Source organism: Bordetella sp. BOR01, from assembly GCF_019218885.1.
In the GTDB taxonomy this organism is placed as follows: Bacteria; Pseudomonadota; Gammaproteobacteria; order Burkholderiales; family Burkholderiaceae_B; genus Bordetella_A.
This window is the reverse complement of sequence record NZ_JAHUWT010000003.1, coordinates 547,221-565,401: the sequence shown is the minus strand read 5'-3', so window position 1 is coordinate 565,401 and position 18,181 is coordinate 547,221. Positions and strand designations below refer to the sequence as shown.

18 protein-coding genes are annotated in these 18,181 nt (G+C 67.5%); 15 read left to right on the top strand and 3 right to left on the bottom strand.

The window, feature by feature from the left end; genetic code table 11:
- Positions 1-15: 15 nt before the first annotated feature.
- From KW845_RS17460 to KW845_RS17425, 8 genes are all read left to right on the top strand, one after another.
- Positions 16-879: a branched-chain amino acid ABC transporter permease gene (locus tag KW845_RS17460; RefSeq protein WP_218370605.1), complete on the top strand. Its 864-nt coding sequence runs from the start codon at positions 16-18 to the stop codon at positions 877-879.
- Positions 876-1,832 carry a branched-chain amino acid ABC transporter permease gene (locus KW845_RS17455; protein WP_218370604.1) on the top strand — a complete coding sequence of 319 codons (957 nt, stop codon included), beginning with the start codon at positions 876-878 and terminating at the stop codon, positions 1,830-1,832. Before KW845_RS17460 ends, KW845_RS17455 begins: the two co-directional genes overlap by 4 nt.
- Before the next feature lie 2 nt (positions 1,833-1,834).
- The gene (locus tag KW845_RS17450; RefSeq protein ID WP_218370603.1) at positions 1,835-2,548 is read left to right on the top strand and encodes an ABC transporter ATP-binding protein; all 714 of its coding nucleotides are present in this window, start codon (positions 1,835-1,837) and stop codon (positions 2,546-2,548) included.
- 73 nt (positions 2,549-2,621) lie between these two features.
- Positions 2,622-3,803, top strand: coding sequence for an amino acid ABC transporter substrate-binding protein (locus tag KW845_RS17445; protein ID WP_218370602.1), 1,182 nt, complete (start codon positions 2,622-2,624; stop codon positions 3,801-3,803).
- A gap of 20 nt (positions 3,804-3,823) precedes the next feature.
- On the top strand, positions 3,824-4,618 hold the full coding sequence (locus tag KW845_RS17440) for an ABC transporter ATP-binding protein (RefSeq protein ID WP_218370601.1): 795 nt from the start codon (positions 3,824-3,826) through the stop codon (positions 4,616-4,618).
- The gene (locus KW845_RS17435) at positions 4,611-5,510 is read left to right on the top strand and encodes a CoA ester lyase (protein ID WP_218370600.1); all 900 of its coding nucleotides are present in this window, start codon (positions 4,611-4,613) and stop codon (positions 5,508-5,510) included. Before KW845_RS17440 ends, KW845_RS17435 begins: the two co-directional genes overlap by 8 nt.
- A 45-nt stretch (positions 5,511-5,555) precedes the next feature.
- On the top strand, positions 5,556-6,533 hold the full coding sequence (locus KW845_RS17430) for a CoA ester lyase (protein WP_218370599.1): 978 nt from the start codon (positions 5,556-5,558) through the stop codon (positions 6,531-6,533).
- Entirely contained in the window at positions 6,530-7,459 is a 930-nt protein-coding gene (locus KW845_RS17425) for a hypothetical protein (protein WP_218370598.1), read from the top strand. The genes KW845_RS17430 and KW845_RS17425 overlap by 4 nt, the downstream gene beginning before the upstream one ends.
- Here the strand turns inward: KW845_RS17425 and KW845_RS17420 are convergent.
- Complete coding sequence (locus tag KW845_RS17420; RefSeq protein ID WP_218370597.1) at positions 7,410-7,793, bottom strand: hypothetical protein; 384 nt, start codon at positions 7,791-7,793, stop codon at positions 7,410-7,412. The two genes, KW845_RS17425 and KW845_RS17420, sit on opposite strands and share 50 nt — an antisense overlap.
- A 93-nt stretch (positions 7,794-7,886) precedes the next feature.
- On the opposite strand from KW845_RS17420, the gene otsB reads away from it, so the two are divergent.
- Genes otsB through KW845_RS17405 form a run of 3 tightly spaced genes read left to right on the top strand, consistent with a single transcriptional unit; the run spans position 7,887 to position 11,150 of the window.
- Complete coding sequence (gene otsB / locus KW845_RS17415) at positions 7,887-8,720, top strand: trehalose-phosphatase (protein ID WP_218370596.1); 834 nt, start codon at positions 7,887-7,889, stop codon at positions 8,718-8,720.
- A complete protein-coding gene (otsA, locus tag KW845_RS17410) occupies positions 8,717-10,114 on the top strand; it encodes an alpha,alpha-trehalose-phosphate synthase (UDP-forming) (protein WP_218370595.1) in 1,398 nt (465 codons plus the stop codon). Before otsB ends, otsA begins: the two co-directional genes overlap by 4 nt.
- A gap of 46 nt (positions 10,115-10,160) precedes the next feature.
- Entirely contained in the window at positions 10,161-11,150 is a 990-nt protein-coding gene (locus KW845_RS17405; RefSeq protein WP_218370594.1) for a tripartite tricarboxylate transporter substrate binding protein, read from the top strand.
- Between the two features lie 17 nt (positions 11,151-11,167).
- Here the strand turns inward: KW845_RS17405 and KW845_RS17400 are convergent, their stop codons facing one another.
- The gene (locus tag KW845_RS17400; RefSeq protein ID WP_218370593.1) at positions 11,168-12,382 is read right to left on the bottom strand and encodes an alpha-hydroxy acid oxidase; all 1,215 of its coding nucleotides are present in this window, start codon (positions 12,380-12,382) and stop codon (positions 11,168-11,170) included.
- Between the two features lie 118 nt (positions 12,383-12,500).
- On the opposite strand from KW845_RS17400, the gene KW845_RS17395 reads away from it, so the two are divergent.
- Positions 12,501-13,400: a LysR family transcriptional regulator gene (locus tag KW845_RS17395; protein WP_218370592.1), complete on the top strand. Its 900-nt coding sequence runs from the start codon at positions 12,501-12,503 to the stop codon at positions 13,398-13,400.
- A gap of 40 nt (positions 13,401-13,440) precedes the next feature.
- On the opposite strand, the gene KW845_RS17390 is transcribed toward KW845_RS17395, so the two are convergent.
- Positions 13,441-14,340, bottom strand: coding sequence for a LysR family transcriptional regulator (locus KW845_RS17390; protein WP_218370591.1), 900 nt, complete (start codon positions 14,338-14,340; stop codon positions 13,441-13,443).
- A 160-nt stretch (positions 14,341-14,500) separates the two neighbouring features.
- Here KW845_RS17390 and KW845_RS17385 point away from each other — a divergent pair, with 160 nt between their 5' ends.
- The 3 genes from KW845_RS17385 (at position 14,501) to KW845_RS17375 (ending at position 18,157) form a co-directional block, all read left to right on the top strand.
- Complete coding sequence (locus KW845_RS17385; protein ID WP_218370590.1) at positions 14,501-15,478, top strand: tripartite tricarboxylate transporter substrate binding protein; 978 nt, start codon at positions 14,501-14,503, stop codon at positions 15,476-15,478.
- 18 nt (positions 15,479-15,496) lie between these two features.
- Positions 15,497-16,402: an NAD(P)-dependent oxidoreductase gene (locus KW845_RS17380; protein WP_218370589.1), complete on the top strand. Its 906-nt coding sequence runs from the start codon at positions 15,497-15,499 to the stop codon at positions 16,400-16,402.
- Between the two features lie 315 nt (positions 16,403-16,717).
- Positions 16,718-18,157, top strand: a complete 1,440-nt coding sequence (locus KW845_RS17375) for a M81 family metallopeptidase (RefSeq protein WP_218370588.1) — start codon at positions 16,718-16,720, stop codon at positions 18,155-18,157.
- Positions 18,158-18,181 lie beyond the last annotated feature (24 nt).

Sequence of the window (18,181 nt, the reverse complement as noted above, 5' to 3'; positions counted from 1 at the left end):
GGAGGGAGACCCATCGTGCCTGTCTTCGAACTACTGGTTGCCGGGATACTGCTGGGCGGGCTGTACGCGCTGATGGCTTGCGGCCTGAACCTGGTCTTCGGCGTCATGCGCGTGATCAACTTTGCCCATGGCGATCTGCTGGCCGTGGGCGCGTTGACCGCCGTGTCGCTGGTGGCCGGCATGCACATGCCTTACCTGGCGGCGTTGATCATCGTGCCGCTGATGACCGCGGCGATCGGCCTGGCCATGCAGTATGTGGTGATACGCCACATCATCGACGGCCCGCCCATCATGTCGCTGCTGGCCACCTTTGCGCTGTCCACGATCGTGGTGAACATTTCGCTGCTGATCTGGGGCGGCGGCTTCCATGGGCTGTCGACGGTGCTGGGCGGCTCGATTCCGCTGCTGGGCATGGACGTGCCGCTGGCGCGGCTGGTGTCGTTCCTGGTGGCGATGACAGCCACGCTGGGCGTGTGGTGGTTTCTGCGCAGCACGCGCTTCGGCAAGGCGATCCGATCCGTCTCGCAGGCACCCGAGCTGGCAGTGATCTCGGGCATTTCCATCAACCAGGTGCGCAACGTCACCTTTGCCCTGGGCGCGGCCATGGCCGGCCTGGCGGGCGTGCTGCTGGCGCCCACCTTCGCTTCCGACGCGCAGTTGGGCGCGCGCTTCGGCATCAAGGCGTTCGCGGTGATCATCGTGGGCGGCATGGGCAGCTACCCCGGCGCCATGGCGGCCGCGCTGCTGATGGGGGTGCTGGAAGTGTTCGCCGGCTATATGTACGGCCAGGTGCTGGGCGCGGCCACGGTGTTCCTGGCCATGCTGGTGGTGCTGGTCGTGCGGCCTCGTGGCCTGTTCGGCATAGGAGCGCGCGCATGAAATTCCTGCCCATTCCCATTCTGTGCGTCGCGGCGCTGGCCGTCCTGCCCTTGATGGCCGGGTCGTATGGCATGTCGTTCATGATCCAGACGTTCATTTTTATTGCGCTGGCGTATTCGTGGAACCTGATAGGCGGCTATGCCGGCTATACCCACTTCGGGCAGGTGGCCTTCTTCGGCCTGGGTGCGTATGTGGGGTCGCTGGCCATCCTGGACGGCACGCATTGGCTGGTGGCCTCGTTGTACGCGGGGGTGGCGGCTTCGCTGCTGGCGGCCGTGCTGGGTGGCGTGATGCTGCGCCTGAAGGGGCCGTACTTCGCCATCGGCATGTTCGGCATTGCGCGCGTCTGCGAATCGCTGGCGCTGGGGCTGGACGACATCACCCAGGGCGGCACGGGCCTGTACCTGGTGGTGGTAGAGCAACTGCACCTGTACTACGCGGTGAGCGCGATCGCCGTGCTGATGGTGCTGGCGACCTGGCGGCTGGACAACTCGCGGCTGGGGCTGCAATTGCTGTCGATCCGCGAGGACGAGACCGCCGCCAATGCGCTGGGGGTGCGCACCACCCGCCTGAAGATCGGCACCTTCGTGGCCTCGGCCTTCGTGCCCGGCGTCTGCGGCTGCCTGTACGCCTGCTACCTGGGCTATATCGACCCGGCCACCGCTTTCGCGCCCATGACCGAACTGACCGTGATTGCCATGGTGCTGCTGGGCGGCATGGGCACGGTGTTCGGCCCGCTGGTGGGCGCCGCGCTGATGTCGGTGGTCAATGAAGTGCTGTGGGCGCGCCTGCCCGAGATCTACCTGGCGCTGGTCGGGGTCATCATCCTGATCGCCGTGCTGTACATGCCGCGCGGCATCGTCAACTACGCGCAGCGGCGCGCCTGGCGCTGGGTGCCTGCGGCGCGCGGCCACCTGCGCCGCATGGCGCAGCGCAAGAAGGAGGCGACCTGATCATGAGCGCAACCTCATCGCCCATGTTGTCTGTCGAGAACGTCAGCAAGCGCTTCGCCGGCCGTGTCGCGCTGGATGGCGCCAGCCTGCAGATCGCGCCGGGGTCGATCACCGGCGTGATCGGCCCGAACGGCTCCGGCAAGTCGACCCTGTTCAACATTATTGCCGGCGCCATCCCCGCCGATGGCGGCCGGGTGGTGCTGCAAGGCCAGGACGTCACCCGTGCCACGCCGGCCGATATCTGCCGGCGCGGGGTGGGGCGCACTTTCCAGATCTCGCGGCTGTTCAACGAACTGACCGTGCTGGAGAACCTGGTGGCGATCGCGCATGGCCTGTCCGATGTGGCGGCCGTGGAACGGGCCCTGTCTTTGCTGGACTTCCTGGAAATCTCGGCCTTGCGCGACAAGTGGGGCGCCGAGCTGTCGTACGGCCAGCGCAAGCTCGTAGAGATCGCCCGCGCCCTGATGCTGCAACCCACCATGATGCTGCTGGACGAGCCGTTCGCCGGCATCAACCCGCGCCTGCAGAACCGCATCGTGGAGCACCTGCAGGCGCTGCGCGCGCAGGGCATGACGTTGTTTTTCATCGACCATGAAATGCGCATCGTGCTGGAGATCTGCGACGACCTGTATGTGCTGGCCGAAGGCCGCGTGATCGCGCATGGCGATGCCGACGCGATCCGCGGCGATGCGCGCGTCAAGGATGCCTATTTCTAGTGTCAGCAGACCCTGAGGTTCCGGAGCACAACGTCCCAGGCAGGGACACATAACTGGAGACAAGGAGCAGCCCATGAATCGACATATCGCGAAATTGGTGTTGGTGGCAGCCAGCACCCTGGCCGCCCTGGGGGCGGCGCAGGCAGCCGAGAACAAGCCCATCCGCGTGGGGGTGGCACTGTCGCAGTCCGGCAACCTGGCCGACAGCGCCAAGCACTATTTCCAGGGCGTGGAGCTATGGCGCGACCAGGTCAACGAGCGCGGCGGCTTGCTGGGCCGCCAGGTCGAACTGGTGGTGTACGACGACCGCAGCGATCCCGCCACGGCGGCCCGCCTGTACGAGAAGCTGATCAGCGACGACAACGTCGACCTGCTGTTCGGCCCCTGGGGGTCGGCCTCGGCCGCAACGGCCGCGGCGGTGGCCAACAAGCATAAGCGCGTGTTCCTGAATTCGGGCGGCGCGTCGGAACAGATCCAGGAGCGCGGTTTCAAGTACGTGTTCCAGACGGCCGCGCCCATCAGCGCCTATGTGGCCAGCATCGGCCCGCTGGCCGAGCAGCATCAGCTCAAGAGCATTGCCTTTTTCGGCCGGGACTATGCCGCCGCGCGCGACATGGCCAAGAGCATCAAGAAAATCGCCGAAGACCGTAAACTGGACCTGAAGACGACCGAGTTCTTTCCCGCCGGCACGACGGACTTTTCGTCGATGATCGCCCAGGCGCGGCAGATGCAGCCCGATATCTGGGTGTCGGTGGGCTATCCGAACGAGGCTATCGAGATGGTGCGCCAGATGAAGGCGTCGAACTACCTGCCCAAGGTCTTCATTCACAACGGTGCCTCGATCGAGGATTTCCTGAAGAGCACGGGCAAGGATTCGGAGTACGTGTTCGCCATGTCGCTGTACGAACCCTCGCTCAAGACCAAGGGCAACCCCGAATTCGTCAAGGCCTACCAGGAACGCTACAAGGCCGAGCCGGGCTATTACTCGGCGTTCTCGTATGCCGGCGCCACGGTGCTGGAAGCCGCCGTCAAGCAGGCGGGCTCGGTCGATCAGGAAAAGCTGCGCGAGATACTGACCACGCTGGAACTGGACACGGTGATGGGCCACCACAAGGTCAACCCCGAGACCGGCAAGCAGGTGGGGGTGACCGGGCTGCTGGCCCAGGTGCGCGACGGCAAGCGCGAGATCGTGATGCCGCTGGACGTGAAGACGATGGACGCGGTGATCCCCATGCCCGCCTGGGACAAACGCTGACCCCCGGCCCGGAGATCGCCATGGAACAGCAAACGGACGCCGCGCCCTTCCTGGAGTTGCGCGCGGTGACCACGGGCTACGGCGACGTGCCCGTGGTGCGCAACGCCAGCATGGCGTTTGCGCGCGGTGCGATCACGGCGGTGATCGGCTCCAACGGCGCCGGCAAGTCGACGGCCATCAAGGCGGCCGCCGGCCTGCTGCCAGTCTGGAAAGGGCAGGTGCTGATCGACGGCGCCGATGTGACCGCCGAGGCGCCGCACAAGCGCCTGGCACGTGGCGTGGCATTCGTGCCGCAGGGCCGCATCGTGCTGCCGGATATGACCGTGCGCGAGAACCTGGACATCGGCGCCTACATCCTGGGCGGCGATCGCGCCCGCATCGATGCCGCGTTGGACCGCATGGTGCGCATCTTCCCGGTGATCGGCCAGCGCATGAACCAGCTGGCCGGCACCATGAGCGGCGGCGAACAGCAGATGCTGGCGATTGCCCGTGCCCTGATGACCGACCCCATTGCCGTCATCCTGGATGAGCCCTCGCTGGGCCTTTCGCCCAAGCTGGTCGACCAGGTCTTCGAAAGGCTGACGGCCCTGGCCGGCGACGGCCTGACGGTGATCATGGTCGAGCAGAAGGCCTCGCGCGCGCTGGCGGTGGCCGATAGCGGGTATGTCATGCATACCGGGCAGGTCGTCTATTCGGGGCCGGCGCGGCAGTTGCTGGACAACCCCAATGTGCAGCGCCTGTTCCTGGGCGAGGTGCCCGAGGAAATCGACCGCCTGCTGGCGGCGGTGGAAGACGGGGAGCCGGCTCATGCCTGATGTGTGCGTGCGCCTGCGCCGCAGCCTGCTGATGACGCCGGGCAACCGGCCCGAGCGCCTGGCCAAGGCGGCCGGTTGCGGCGCCGACGTGCTGGTGTTCGACCTGGAAGACAGCGTGCCGCCCGAGCGCAAGGCGCAAGCCCGCGGCTGCGTCGCGCAGGCTTTGCGTGCGTTGTCCGCGAAAGGGCCGGAGCGTTGCGTGCGCATCAACGGCCTGGATACGCCCCACGCCGCGCCAGACCTGGCGGCGTTGCCGCTGGCGCACCTGGATAGCATCATGGTGCCCAAGGTCGAATCGCCCGATACGTTGCGTACCCTGGATGCACAACTGGCCGAACTGGAAGCCGTGCAGGGGCGTGAGCAAGCGCTGGAGCTGATCGTGATGCTGGAGACGCCGCGCGGCATCTTGCGCGCCTTGTCCATTGCCGATGCCTGCCATCGCACCACGGCGCTGTTCTTCGGTTCGGGCGACTACACCTCGGCGCTGGGAGCCGAGGTGGACGACACGACGCTGCTCTACCCGCGCTCGGTGGTGGCGGCCGCGGCCGCCGCGGCCGGCCTGGCCGCGATCGACGCGGCGTATTTCCTGGATGTGAAAGATGCCGCCGCCACGCGCCGCGACGCCGACACGGCACGCTGCCTGGGTTTTGACGGCAAGGTGGTGTTCCACCCCAACCAGGTCGGGCCGGTCAATGATGTGTTCACGCCCGACGCCACGGCGCTCGAGCGGGCGCGCCGCATCGTGGCCGCTTATGAGGCGGGCCTGCGCGATGGGCGCGGCACGGCCGTGGTGGACGGTGTGTTCGTGGCGGTCGACCTGGTGCCGCCCGCGCGCCGGCTGCTGGCGCGGGCCGCCGCCATCGCGGCCCGGTCCGGCGGGACCCGGCCCTAGGCATTCTTGTCTTTTTCATTGCTGACTTGCTACGGAGTCCAGTCCATGACCTGCACCGTTCCATCGCGCCTGCACCGTTCCGAACTGGCGGTGCCGGCCAGCCGTTCGCAGTTTTTCGCCAAGGCGGCGGCCAGTGCCGCCGATGTGGTCTTCCTGGACCTGGAAGACGCCGTGGCGCCGCAGTTGAAAGACCAGGCGCGCAGCCAGGCCATCGCCGCGCTCAACGATATCGACTGGGGCGCCAAGACGCTGGCGGTGCGCGTCAATGGCCTGGATACTCCCTGGGCGCTGCAGGATATTGTCGATGTGGCGCGCCACGCGCCGCGCCTGGACCTGATCTTGTTGCCCAAGGCGGGTTCGGCCTTCGATGTGCAGTTCGTGGACCAGATACTGACCTTGATCGAACGCGAGACCCGCCGCGACAAGCGCACCGGCATCGAAGTCTTGATCGAGACCGCGCGCGGCGTGGCCAACGTGGAAGCGATCGCCGCCAGTTCCCGGCGCCTGGAGGCCATGATCTTCGGCGTGGGCGACTATACGGTGGACATGCGTACCTACGATCCCGTGTTCGGCACGCCCAGCCCGCGCTATGCCATCCTGACACACGGGCAGGGCGCCGCGCGCGAACACCACTGGAACGACCAATGGCATTTCGCCATGGCCCGCATCGCCAATGCCTGCCGCGCCAATGGCCTGCGGCCCATCGACGGCCCGTTTACCGACTACGGCGATACCGAAGGTTTCCAGGCTTGCGCACAGCGTGCGGCCGCGCTGGGCTTCGAGGGCAAGTGGGCCATCCATCCCAGCCAGGTCGGCCTGGCCAACGAGGCCTTTTCGCCCACGGACGAACAACTGGCCTGGGCCACTCGCATCCGCGCGATGATCGATGCCTCGAACCGGCAAGGGCAGGGGGCGGTGGGCGATGACGGCGTGCTGGTGGATATGGCGCACTTGAAGCAGGCCAATGCGCTTGCCGAACGGCAGGCGCTGATCGAGCGGCAAACTGGCAGACGTGCGCCATGAGTGCCGCCGATCCGGTCCCCGCCATCGCCGAGGCGGATGCCACCGGTGAACTGGCGGCGTTGTACGACGATATCCGCAAGACCCTGGATGTGCCGTTCGTGAACCTGGTCTGGCGGCACCTGGCCACCATTGCGGGCGCGCTGCCCTGGACCTGGGCCACGGTGCGGCCGCTTTATGCCTTGCCGGCATTCGACCAGGCGGCCGACACCCTGGCCCGCGTGCCGGTGCTGGATGCCGAGATCGAGCCGTGCCTGCCCGAGGCGTTGCAGCTGGTGGGCGTGGGCACGGCCGAATGCCAGGCTGTCGGCGCCATGCTGGCCGACTATGGCCACGCCAACGCACGTGCCCTGCTGGCCTTGCTGGCGGCCGGGGCCCGCCTGGCAGGCCCCGGTGGCCGCGCGGCACCGCTGCCGCCGGCTCTCGGCGGCCTGGCGCCTGCCCGTGCACGCGTGCCGGGCGCCGCCCTGCCTTTGCCCGGCCTGGATACGCTGTCGCCGGCCATGCGGTGTGTTATCGAGACATTGAATGGCTATGGCCGCATTGCCGACACCGCCATCGTCGGCAGCCTGTATCGCCACCTGGCGCATTGGCCCGGCTTCCTGGCGCTGGCTTGCACCATGCTGGCGCGGCCTCAGCGCGACGGCGTGCTGGCGGCCCAGGTGCGCCGTACCCTGGCCGACGCGCAAGCGGTGGCACGGCACTTGCCCGCAATCGGGCCGGCAACCCTGGCGCCGGCCGCGCGTACGGCCGCCGTGGCCGCCATCGACGCGTTCACCGGACAGGCAATCAGCCGCATGGTGGTCATGGGGGCGGCCATGCAGCGCCTGCTGCCCCCGGGCGGCGCCGCGCCCGCCCGCCGCCGGCCGGCCAGGCTGATCATTCCGCCAGGGGCCGCGTCCACACGGGAAAACGCACGTTTTCAGTAGACCCCATGGCCATCAGCATGGCCATGTGATCGAAACCGGGCAGGGCTGCCAGCGCCTGCACGACGGCCTCACTGCCGATGGCGCTTTGCGGAAAGACGCAGTCAGGCACGCTACTTGCGTGCCTGTGCAACTGCCACCAGCAGTCATCGCCAAAGGGGCCCGTATCGTTGGTTTCGATGACGACGGCTTGCAGATCTGCCATTGGCATGCGGCATGAGTCGCCTCCGGGTTGGATGGCGATGATGGTTTCGCCGTCCAGGCGCGCCTGCCAGCGCCATCGGTTGCGGATCGCGGTGGCGCGACGGCGCAGCCAGGTCAGGATTCGGAATGTCATTGCACAGCCCGCTTGGTCTGCCGTATGTTGAAAATTGCATGCCTGGCCGATTATGCGCCGGGCGGCGCCGCCGATGGCGGCTGATGGAGGATCATGCACAAAGAGACGGATGCTTTCTTGCCGCAGCCGGCCGCCTTGCGGGGCGACGGGCAGCAGCCAGCCGTACCGCATCCGGACCGGATTGCCCTGTTCCTGGACCTGGACGGCACGCTGGCCGAGATCCAGGCGGATCCGGACCTGGTGTCGGTGCCGCCGGATACCATCGGTATCTTGCGGCAGCTCTACCAGGTGCTGGGTGGCGCGCTGGCCATTCTGTCGGGCCGGCCCGGCATCGACCTGGATCGCTTGCTGCATCCTTTGGCGTTGCCGTATGCCGCCGGCCATGGCGCCGAGCGCCGCGACCGCTGCGGCATCTTGATCCAGGCGCCGGCGCCGCCCAGCCTGGGCCTTGCGCGGGCGCAACTGCGCCAGCGCGTGGCCGATTGGCAAGGCGTCTGGATCGAACCCAAGGGCCATGGGCTGGCGGTGCATTTTCGCGGCGCGCCCCGCATGGCGGCCCGGGTCGAGTCGGCAGTACGCGAGACGGCGGCGCGCCATGCGCCGGCCTTTGACGTGCAGCCGGGCAAGATGGTGTTCGAGCTGCGCCCGCACGGTATCGACAAGGGTACGGCCTTGCGTGCCTTCATGCGCGACGCGCCCTTTGCCGGGCGCACACCGGTCATGGTCGGCGATGACCTGACCGACGAGGCCGCGTTCATCGCGGCGGCCCAGGATGGCGGGCATGCCATCAAGATCGGTGCGGGCCCCAGTACTGCCCTGTGGCGGCTGGACAGCCCGCATGCGCTGGCCTGCTGGCTGCAGCAGCTGAGCCGTGCGGGCCTGGAGAGCCCCCCGGCGGCCGCGACAACAACACAGGAGCCCTCATGAGTCGACTGATCGTGATATCGAACCGCGTTGCCATGCCTGCCGGAGCCAAGTCCCCCGGCGGACTGGTGGTGGGGGTTCGCGACGCGTTGCGCGAATCGGGCGGCACCTGGCTGGGATGGAACGGTGAGATCGATGGCGCAGGCGCGGACAGCCCCTTGTCCAGCGTGACGAACGACAACATCACCTACGCCACGTTCCCCTTGGCCCAGCAGGACTACGACCGCTACTACCGCGGCTTTTCCAACACGGTGCTGTGGCCGGTTTTCCATTACCGCACCGACCTGAGCCGCTATCGCCGCACCGACTATGAGGGCTATTTGCAGGTGAACCGCGATTTCGCCCGCCGGCTGGCGCCGCTGGTGCGCCCGGACGATGTCATCTGGGTGCACGACTATCACCTGTTGGCATTGGGCCGCTATTGCCGCGAACTGGGTATGCGCAATCGCATCGGGTTCTTCTTGCACATTCCCTTCCCCGCCGTCGAAGTGTTCAAGACCGTTCCGCCGCACCAGGCATTGGCGCAGGCCATGTGCGCGTACGACGTGGTGGGCTTCCAGACGGCGGCGGACGCGCGGGCCTTCAGCGACTATTGCGTGCAGTGCCTGGGTACCGAGAGCGCGGCCGGCGGGTTGCGCACGGCCGAGCGCCAGGTGCGGGTGGGTACCTATCCCATCGGGATCGACGTCGACGACGTGGCCACCATGGCACGCAAGAAGGGGTCGAGCCAAGTGGTGGCGCTGAAATTGGGGCTGGCCGACCGCAAGCTGATCATCAGTGTCGACCGGCTGGACTACAGCAAGGGCTTGCTGGAACGCTTCGCGGCGTTCGAGCAGTTGCTGGAAATCGAACCGGCGCATGGCAGCAGCGTATCGTTCGTGCAACTGGCGCAGTCCTCGCGTTCGGACGTGCAGGGTTATCGCGATATTCGCCGCGAACTGGACCGCGCCGCCGGCCGCATCAACGGCAAGTGGGGCGAACTGGGATGGGCGCCGTTGCGCTATATGAATCGCGATTATGCAAGGGCGACGCTGATGCCGCTGCTGCGCGCGTCGCAGGTTGGGCTGGTGACGCCCTTGCGCGACGGCATGAACCTGGTGGCCAAGGAATACGTGGCCGCGCAATCGCCGGACGACCCCGGGGTACTGGTGCTGTCGCAGTTCGCCGGCGCGGCCCGCGAAATGGAAGACGGCGCGCTGATTGTGAATCCGTACGACACCGAAGACATGGCCCGCGCGCTCAGCCGTGCGCTGCATATGCCGCAGGCGGAGCGCATCGAGCGCCACCGCGGCTTGCTGCAGGGCCTGCGCACGCATGACCTGGCGGCCTGGAAGAACCGTTTCCTGGCGGACCTGTGCGGAAAAGCGAAATACCAGCACGAGAATTATTCGCTTTAATCGCCATGGCGTCAGGCATACAGTCTCTGTCCAAACGGAGACATGTATGACCCACATAAAGAAAATGCCGCTTTCGCGCCTGGCGGCCTCGCTGGCGCTGGCGGCCGGCCTGGCCGGCGCCGGGCCTGTCCTGGCGGCCTACCCCGAGCATCCCATCAACCTGGTGGCGTCTTATGGGCCCGGCGGCGGCACCGATCTGGTGGCGCGCATGATGGCGCCGTTCCTGCAGAAGTACCTGGGCGGCGATGCCCGCATCGTGGTGCTGAACCGGCCGGGCGCCGGCGGCGCCATCGGCTTTGCCGAGATCGCCAACGCCAAGCCCGACGGCTACACCATCGGCTTCATCAACACCCCCAACCTGTTGACGATACCCATCGAGCGCAAGACGTCGTTCACCTGGAAAAGCTATGACCTGCTGGGCAACCTGATCGACGACCCGGGCGGCTTCACCGTGCATCGCGACAGCGGTATCCGCACGCTGGACGAGCTGGCGGCGTATGCCAAGGCCAACCCGGGCAAGGTCACCGTGGGCACCACGGGCACGGGGTCGGACGACCATATCGCCATGTTGCAATTCCAGCGCGCTTCCGGCACGACACTGACCCACGTGCCCTACAAGGGCGCCGGCGAAGTGCGCGGCGCCATGGCCAGCCAGCAGATCGTGGTGGGTGCCATCAACGTGGGCGAGGCGCTGCAGTACATCAAGGGCGGCACGCCCCTGCGCTTCCTGGGCCAGATGAGCAAGGCGCGCTCGGACCTGGCCCCGGATGTGCCTACCTTCATCGAGCAGGGCTACGCGGTGCAGCAAGCGTCGTTGCGTGGCCTGGCCGCGCCCAAGGGCTTGCCCGCCGAGGTGCGCGACAAGCTGGTGCAGGCCGTGGCCCAAACCGTGCAAGACCCGGCGTTCAAGAAGCAGGCGGCGGCGCTGTATGCGCCGCTGCGCTACCTGGCGCCCGCCGACTACGCCGCCGAACTGGCGGAAAGCGAGGCGGGCTACCAGTCGTTGTGGAAAGAGCTGCCCTGGGTCGATAAGTAGGGTGCCAGTCGTTCACTTCAGTCCAGTGAGACCAGGAACGAGCGATCCAGTTCGGCCAGGCGGGTGATGCCCAGCATGCCCATGTTGCGGGCGATCTCGTCGTGCATCAGTTGCAGTGCATGCCGTACGCCGGTCTCGCCGGCCACCGAGGCCGCGTAGTTGAAAGGCCGGCCCACGAACGCGCCATGCGCGCCCAGCGCCATTGCCTTCATGGCGTCGGTGCCGCGCCGCACGCCGCTGTCGAGCATGACAGTCATGGCGCCGGCCTGCTCCATGATCTCGGGCAGCACGCGCAGCGGCGATACCGCGCCGTCGAGCTGCCGGCCGCCGTGGTTCGAGACGATGATGCCGTCCATGCCCAGTTCGCGCGCGCGCCGCGCGTCGGCGGCGCCCAGGATGCCCTTGATGACCATGGGCCCTTGCCAGCGGCGGCGGATCTGCGCTACGTGGGTCCAGTTCAGGTGGCCGCGGTCCGAGAAGTCGCGCAGCACGCGCTTGGACAGGATGGGGGCGCCCCGGGTGGCGTAGTTGTTCTCGAAATGCGGCATGCCGTGCCGGACCAGGGTGCGCAGGAAGGTGCCCAGCAGCCAGCGAGGATGGGTGATGCCCTGGTAGGCCAGGCCCAGGCCGGGCTTGAGCGGCGTGCTGAAACCCGCTCGCACGTTGTTCTCGCGGTTGGCCTGCACCGGCGTATCTACGGTCAGCACCAGGATGTCCACACCAGCGGCCGCCACGCGGTCGATCAGTGCGCCGATCTGCGATTCGTCGCCGGGCAGGTAAGCCTGGAACCAGGTGCCGGGGGCGGCGTCCATGACTTCTTCCAGGCGGATCAGCGACGAGCCGCTCATGATGCAGGGCACGTTGGCCGCCCGCGCGGCGCGCGCCAGCACGATATCGCCCCGATAGGCCGTCAGCGCCGCGATACCCATGGGGGCAATGCCCACCGGCGAGGCGTAGCGGCGGCCGAACAACTCGACATCCTGGCGCCGCACCGAGACGTCCACCAGCACGCGGGTGCGGAACCCATGGCGGGAAAACGCCCGGCGATTGTCGTGTTCGGCCTGGCGGTCTTCGACCGAGCCGGCCACGTACTCGAAGATGGGGCGTGGCAGGCGGCGCCGCGCCGCGGCTTCGAAGTCGTGCAGCGACAGGAAATGCCGCAGCGGGCGCGGCGGCACATAGGGCGAGCGGGGCGGCGCGTCCAGGGGGTTCAGTTCGTCAGGCAGGGACATGAAGGTTCCAGCGGGCACGTCCGGACGATCCGGGCGGAATGCGCGGACTATATCGGCCTTCAACGTTAGAATAAAGCGAGTTTATTTGGTGGAATTTGTTCGATTTTCTTCACGCATCATGACTTTGAAGCAGCTCGAGGCTTTCTACTGGGCCGCCACCTGCAAGAACTTCTCGGTAGCGGCCAGCCGCCTGAATATCTCGGTATCGTCGCTGTCCAAGCGCATCGGCGAACTGGAGTCGGCCATCGGCGCCGCATTGTTCAATCGCGACAACCGCAGCGCGGTGCTGACGCCGCTGGGCGACCGCCTGCTGACCCACGCCCGCGATGTGCTGCGCAGCGCCGAGCACTTCATGCGCCGCGCCAACGACGCGCGCGCCTTGTCGGGCCGCTGCCGCTTCGGCGTGGGCGAACTGACCTCGCTGACCTGGATGCCGCGCCTGATCGCACTGATCCAGCGGTCGCACCCGAACCTGGCCGTCGAGCCCCATTCCAACCTGGGGCAAGTGCTGGAGACGCAGCTGGAAGACGGCGAACTGGACTTCGCCATCATTGCCGGCCCATCGACCCGTACCGCCATCGCCTCGCACGGCATCGGCCAGGTGCAGTTCGTATGGGTGGCCGCGCCCAGCCTGTATCCCGACGACCCGCCCCTGCATGCGCAGGACGTGGCCGAACAGACGCTGATCACGCTGCCCAACAGCGCAGGCACCGTGCGCATCCTGGACGAATGGCTGGCCGAACACCATGTGGCCACCGGCCGGCGCATGACGTGCGAGAACCTGGGGGCGGTGGCCGGCATGCTGAAAGAAGGGCTGGGCATCGGCTTCCTGCCCCGGGCCTGGGCCGCCGCCCTGGTCCAGCGCGGCCACCTGATCGAGCTGGCGTGGTTTCCGCCGCTGCGGCCGCTGGCCTATACCTATCAATGGCGTCGCGATGACACGCGCCCGATGGTGCAGCAATTGCGCGACCTGGCAACCCAGGCGGTCGACTTCGATATCCTGCCCTGCCTGATGTAGCCCTGGCCGTGGCCAGGGACGCGGGGCGGGTGCGCGGCGTTCACCACAAGGGATGCGGCGCCGCGAAGTCGACTTCGCTCATCACGCGCTCGCGCATGGCGGCCACCAGGGGCCGGATGTCGTCGCGCCGGCACTGGAATGAGTAGTGCAGCCGCCGCAGCGGCGGATCGCTCTCGATGGCGCGGATGGCGTGCTTGTCATACAGCGTGCGCATCCAGCCTTCCGGAAAGAATCCCACGCCCACGCCGGCCGCCACCATGCCGGCGATGGCCCCCATGTTGTTGCACGTCAGTTGGCGCGACACGCTCAGGTTGTTTTCCTGCAGCCAGGCCTCGAAGATGCGGGTCGAACCCGCGCCGGCAGGCATGGTGATGACCGTCATGTCCTGCAGGCTGGCGGGTGTCAGCACTTGTCCTTCTTCGAGCTGGGTGGCCGCGCCCGCCCAGGTGTAGCGCACCTCGGCGATGGTGTGCGAGGCAATCGAGGGCCGCGACGACCAGCCCGCCACCACGGCGAAGTCCAGTTCGCCGGCCTCGACCCGGCGCTCCAGGTTCTGGCCGACGTCCACGTGCGGTTCCAGGCGCAGTTCGGGATAGTCCTTGCGGCAGCGGGCCACGAATTTGGGCAGCCAGCTCATGGCCGCCAGTTCGCCCATGCCGAAGCGGCACACGCCCTGCAGGCCGTCGTCGGTGCCCACCGCCGCGCGCGCCCGGTTGGCCGCGCTGAGTATCTCGCGGGCCAGTGGCAGCAGGGTTTCGCCTTCGCGGGTCAGCACCGAACGATGGCCGCTGCGATCGAACAGCGTCTTGCCCAGGTCGGCTTCCAGCTCGGTGATGCGCTTGGACAGCGATGACTGCGACACGTGGATGTGCGCCGCGGCCGCCGCGAAGCTGGAAGACAGCGCGGCGGCGTAGAAGGCCTCGAGTTGCTTGAAAGTCATGCGGGCTGTTCCAGGTTGCCGCCGTGCGGGCGAGCATGGCGTTGATGCCGGAAATCGATGAAAGTCGAAGGAAATTTATCACTTTCTTCTGAGTATCGTTATTGCTAGAGTGCCTGGGCCTATAACGACAACCCTGCTTCTTGAAAGCGGAGGAGACATCATGAGCACAGCCTCTACCTGGCTGGCCGGCGCCGCGCTGGCCGCCGCCCTTGCCGGCCCTGCCGCCGCGCAGGACTGGACCCCCACCCGGCCCATCGAGATACTGGTGGGCTTCGCGCCAGGCGGGTCGGCCGACCAGATCGCCCGCCAACTGGCCGAAGCGGTGAAGAACACCGTGCCGGTACCGGTGGTGGTGATCAACAAGCCCGGCGTGGCCGGGGTGCTGGCCGCCCAGGAAATCGCCGCGGCCGAGCCCGATGGCTACAAGCTGTTCGTGGGCGGCGGCAGCGAGACCACGTCGGTGGGCAACCACCAGAAAATCTCGTACGATCCGCGCCGCGATTTCACGCCCGTGTTGAAGGCCGCGCGCCTGCCGTCGGTGCTGGCGGTGAACGTGAAGTCGCCGTATCCCGACATGAAGGCCTTGATCGCCGCCGCGCAAGGCAAGCCCGAAGCGCTGAGCTACGGGTCCACCGGCAACGGCAGCCTGTTCCATTCGACCATGCTGGCATTCGAGGCCAATAGCGGCTTGCGCTTTCTGCATGTGCCCTACAAGGGGGCGGCCGCTTCGCTGACCGCGTTGGCGGCCGGCGAGATCGACATGGCCTTCGGCGCGCCCGAAGAGGTGCGCGGCCTGATCGATGCGGGCAAGATCAGGCCCATTGCCTTGTTCTCGAAGTCTCGCGTGCCTTCGCTGCCCGATACGCCCACCATGACCGAGCTGGGCTACCCCGTCGCACTGGACAACATGAAAGGCCTGCTGGCGCCCGCGGGCCTGCCCCAGCCGGTGTACAGCTACCTGAACCGGGTATTCCACGATGCGCTGCAAAGCCCGTCGTGGAAGGCTTATGCCGAACGCAGCGGGCTGACCACCGACTATGCCGACGGCCCCGCCTTCCAGAAAGAGATCGACGACAGTTACACCTTGATCGGCAACTCGCTCGAAGCCACCCGCTCGGCCGCCAAGTCCGCCAAATAGCCACCGGAGACCTGCATCATGACATCGCACGCCAAGCCCGCCACCGTAGGATTCATCGGCCTGGGCATCATGGGGCGCGGCATGGCCGCATCGTTGCTGCGCGGCGGCCATGACGTGGTCGTGCACAACCGCGGCCGCGATGCCGAGACCACGCTGGCCGCGGCCGGCGCGCGCCGTGCCGCCACCCCGGCCGAACTGGGCGGCATGGCGCGAGTGGTGATGCTGTGCCTGTCGGATACCGAGGCTGTCCAGGCCGTGCTGTTCGGCCCCCAGGGCCTGGCATTGGCGCTGCCCGCGGGCAGCTACGTCATCGATACCAGCACCATCTCGGCATCGGCCACGCGCGAACACGCACGGCGCCTGGCCGAGCAGGGCGTGGCCTTGCTGGATGCGCCGGTCAGCGGCGGGCAACAGGCTGCCGAACAGGGCGCGCTCAGCTGCATGGTGGGCGCGGCGCAGGGCGATTTCGACGTCTGCCTGCCGTACCTGCAGGCCATCGCCTCGCGCGTGGTGCACGTGGGCGGCCATGGCGCCGGACAGGTGGCCAAGGCCTGCAACCAGGTGGCCGTCAGCGCGGTAATGCTGGGCGTGGCCGAGGCTTTCTCGCTGGCGCGCGCCAGCGGCGTGGACCCGGCTGCCGTGCGCGAGGCCCTGCTGGGTGGTGCGGCGCGCAGCGCCGTCCTGGAAAAGAACGCGTTGCGCTTGCTGCAAGACGATTACCAGCCGGGCTTTCGCGCCGGCCTGATGCGCAAAGACCTGCGCCTGGCGCTGGATGCCGCGCGCGATGCCGGGGCCTGCCTGCCGGTGGCCGCCACCACGCTGCAGTGGCTCGAGGCCCTGTGCAATACCGGCCATGCCGACGAGGACTGGAGCGCGGTGGGCCGCTTGATCGGCGAACTTGCGCGGCCTGCGCAACCCGCTTGAAGCCTGCCCCGGCGCTCGCGCAGGCGGGGCGAGGCCATGCCAAAAGGTTATGAGTACTGTTGTGTTTGCTATTTGTGCCGCGCCCCGGCCCGATTGCATGATGAGCCCTGCATCGACCCGTTCATACGCGCGATGACGATAATCCGCCCGCCGCGACCCGCAGGCGAGGCTTTTCCCGATTGAACAACAATCCCAGGGGGAAAACATGTTTCAGGCCCCGTGCCGCGCGTTGCGGCACGGAATGCGGTTGCGCACGTCCGTGCCGGCCGCGACACCCTGGCGCGCATGTCCTGCCCCCGCTTGCAGAGGACGATCATGCGAGTATTCAGCGGCGGTCTGGGAACGGAAACCAATACTTTCGCCCCGATGCCCACCAGCCTGGCGTCGTTTCGCGACCGCGATTACTACCCGGCCGGCACCCATCCCGATACCGTCACATTCGCTGGCGCTCCCCTGTACGTGGCGCGCCAGCGCGGCAAGCCGCTGGGCTGGGAACTGTGCGAAGGCATGGTCACGTCGGCGCAGCCTGGCGGCATTACCACGCGGGCGGCCTACGAGACCCTGCGCGATGAGCTATTGGGCGACCTGCAGCGCGCCATGCCGGTCGATATCGTGCTGCTGGGCCTGCATGGCGCGATGGTGGCCGATGGCTACGACGATTGCGAAGGCGACATCCTGGCGCGCGTGCGGGCCCTGGTCGGCCCCGACGTGACCGTGGGCGCCGAACTGGATCCGCATGCGCACCTGACGCCGGCCATGGTGGCCCAGGCCGACGTGCTGGTGTTGTTCAAGGAATACCCGCATACCGACATTCTCGAGCGCGCCGAAGACCTGGTGACTTTGTGCGTGGCAGCCCACGAAGGGCGGATCGCGCCCAAGGCCGCGCTGGTCGACTGCGAAATGATCGTGCCCATGCACACCACGCGCGACCCGGCGCGCGCCTTCGTGCGCCGCATGCAGGAACTGGAAGGGCGCGACGGCATCTTGTCGGTATCGGTGGCGCAGGGTTTCGCCACGGGCGACGTGCCCGAGATGGGCACCAAGGTGCTGGTGTACAGCGATGGCGACGCCGACGCTGCCGCGCGCCTGGCCCGGCGCCTGGCCGACGAGCTGATTGGCCTGCGCGAACAGCTGATGGTGCCGTACCGCAGCATCGACGAAGCCCTGGACGAGGCCCTGGCTTTCGAGGGCGGGCCGGTGGTGCTGGCCGACCGCCCCGACAACCCGGGCAGCGGCGCGCCCGGCGATTCCACCTTCGTCCTGCGCCGCCTGCTCGAACGCCAGGTGCGCAACGTGGCGCTGGGCCCGTTGTGGGATCCGGTCGCGGTGCGCATTGCCTTCGATGCCGAGCCCGGCGCCACCCTGGCCATGCGCCTGGGCGGCAAGATCGGCCCGCTGTCGGGCGACCCGGTGGACGCGTCCTGTACCGTCAAGGCGCTCAAGCGCGACATGGTCATGACCGGCTTGTCCGGCGCGCCCGCGCCGATGGGCGACTGCGCGCTGGTCGAGACGCAGGGCATCGAGATCGTGCTGAGCTCGGTGCGCAACCAGGCCATCAATGTGAACCTGTTCACGCAGCTCGACTGCGACCTGGCCGCCAGGAAGATCGTGGTGGTGAAGTCTGCGCAGCATTTCCATGCGTCGTTCTCGACGGTGGCGCGCCACGTCATCTACGTGGGCGGCCGCGGCGTGGCAACGCCCGATTGGAAGACCTTGCCATACAAGAAAATACGCCTGCCGAAATGGCCGCTGTAGCCGGCGCATCCGCTCAACAGTACC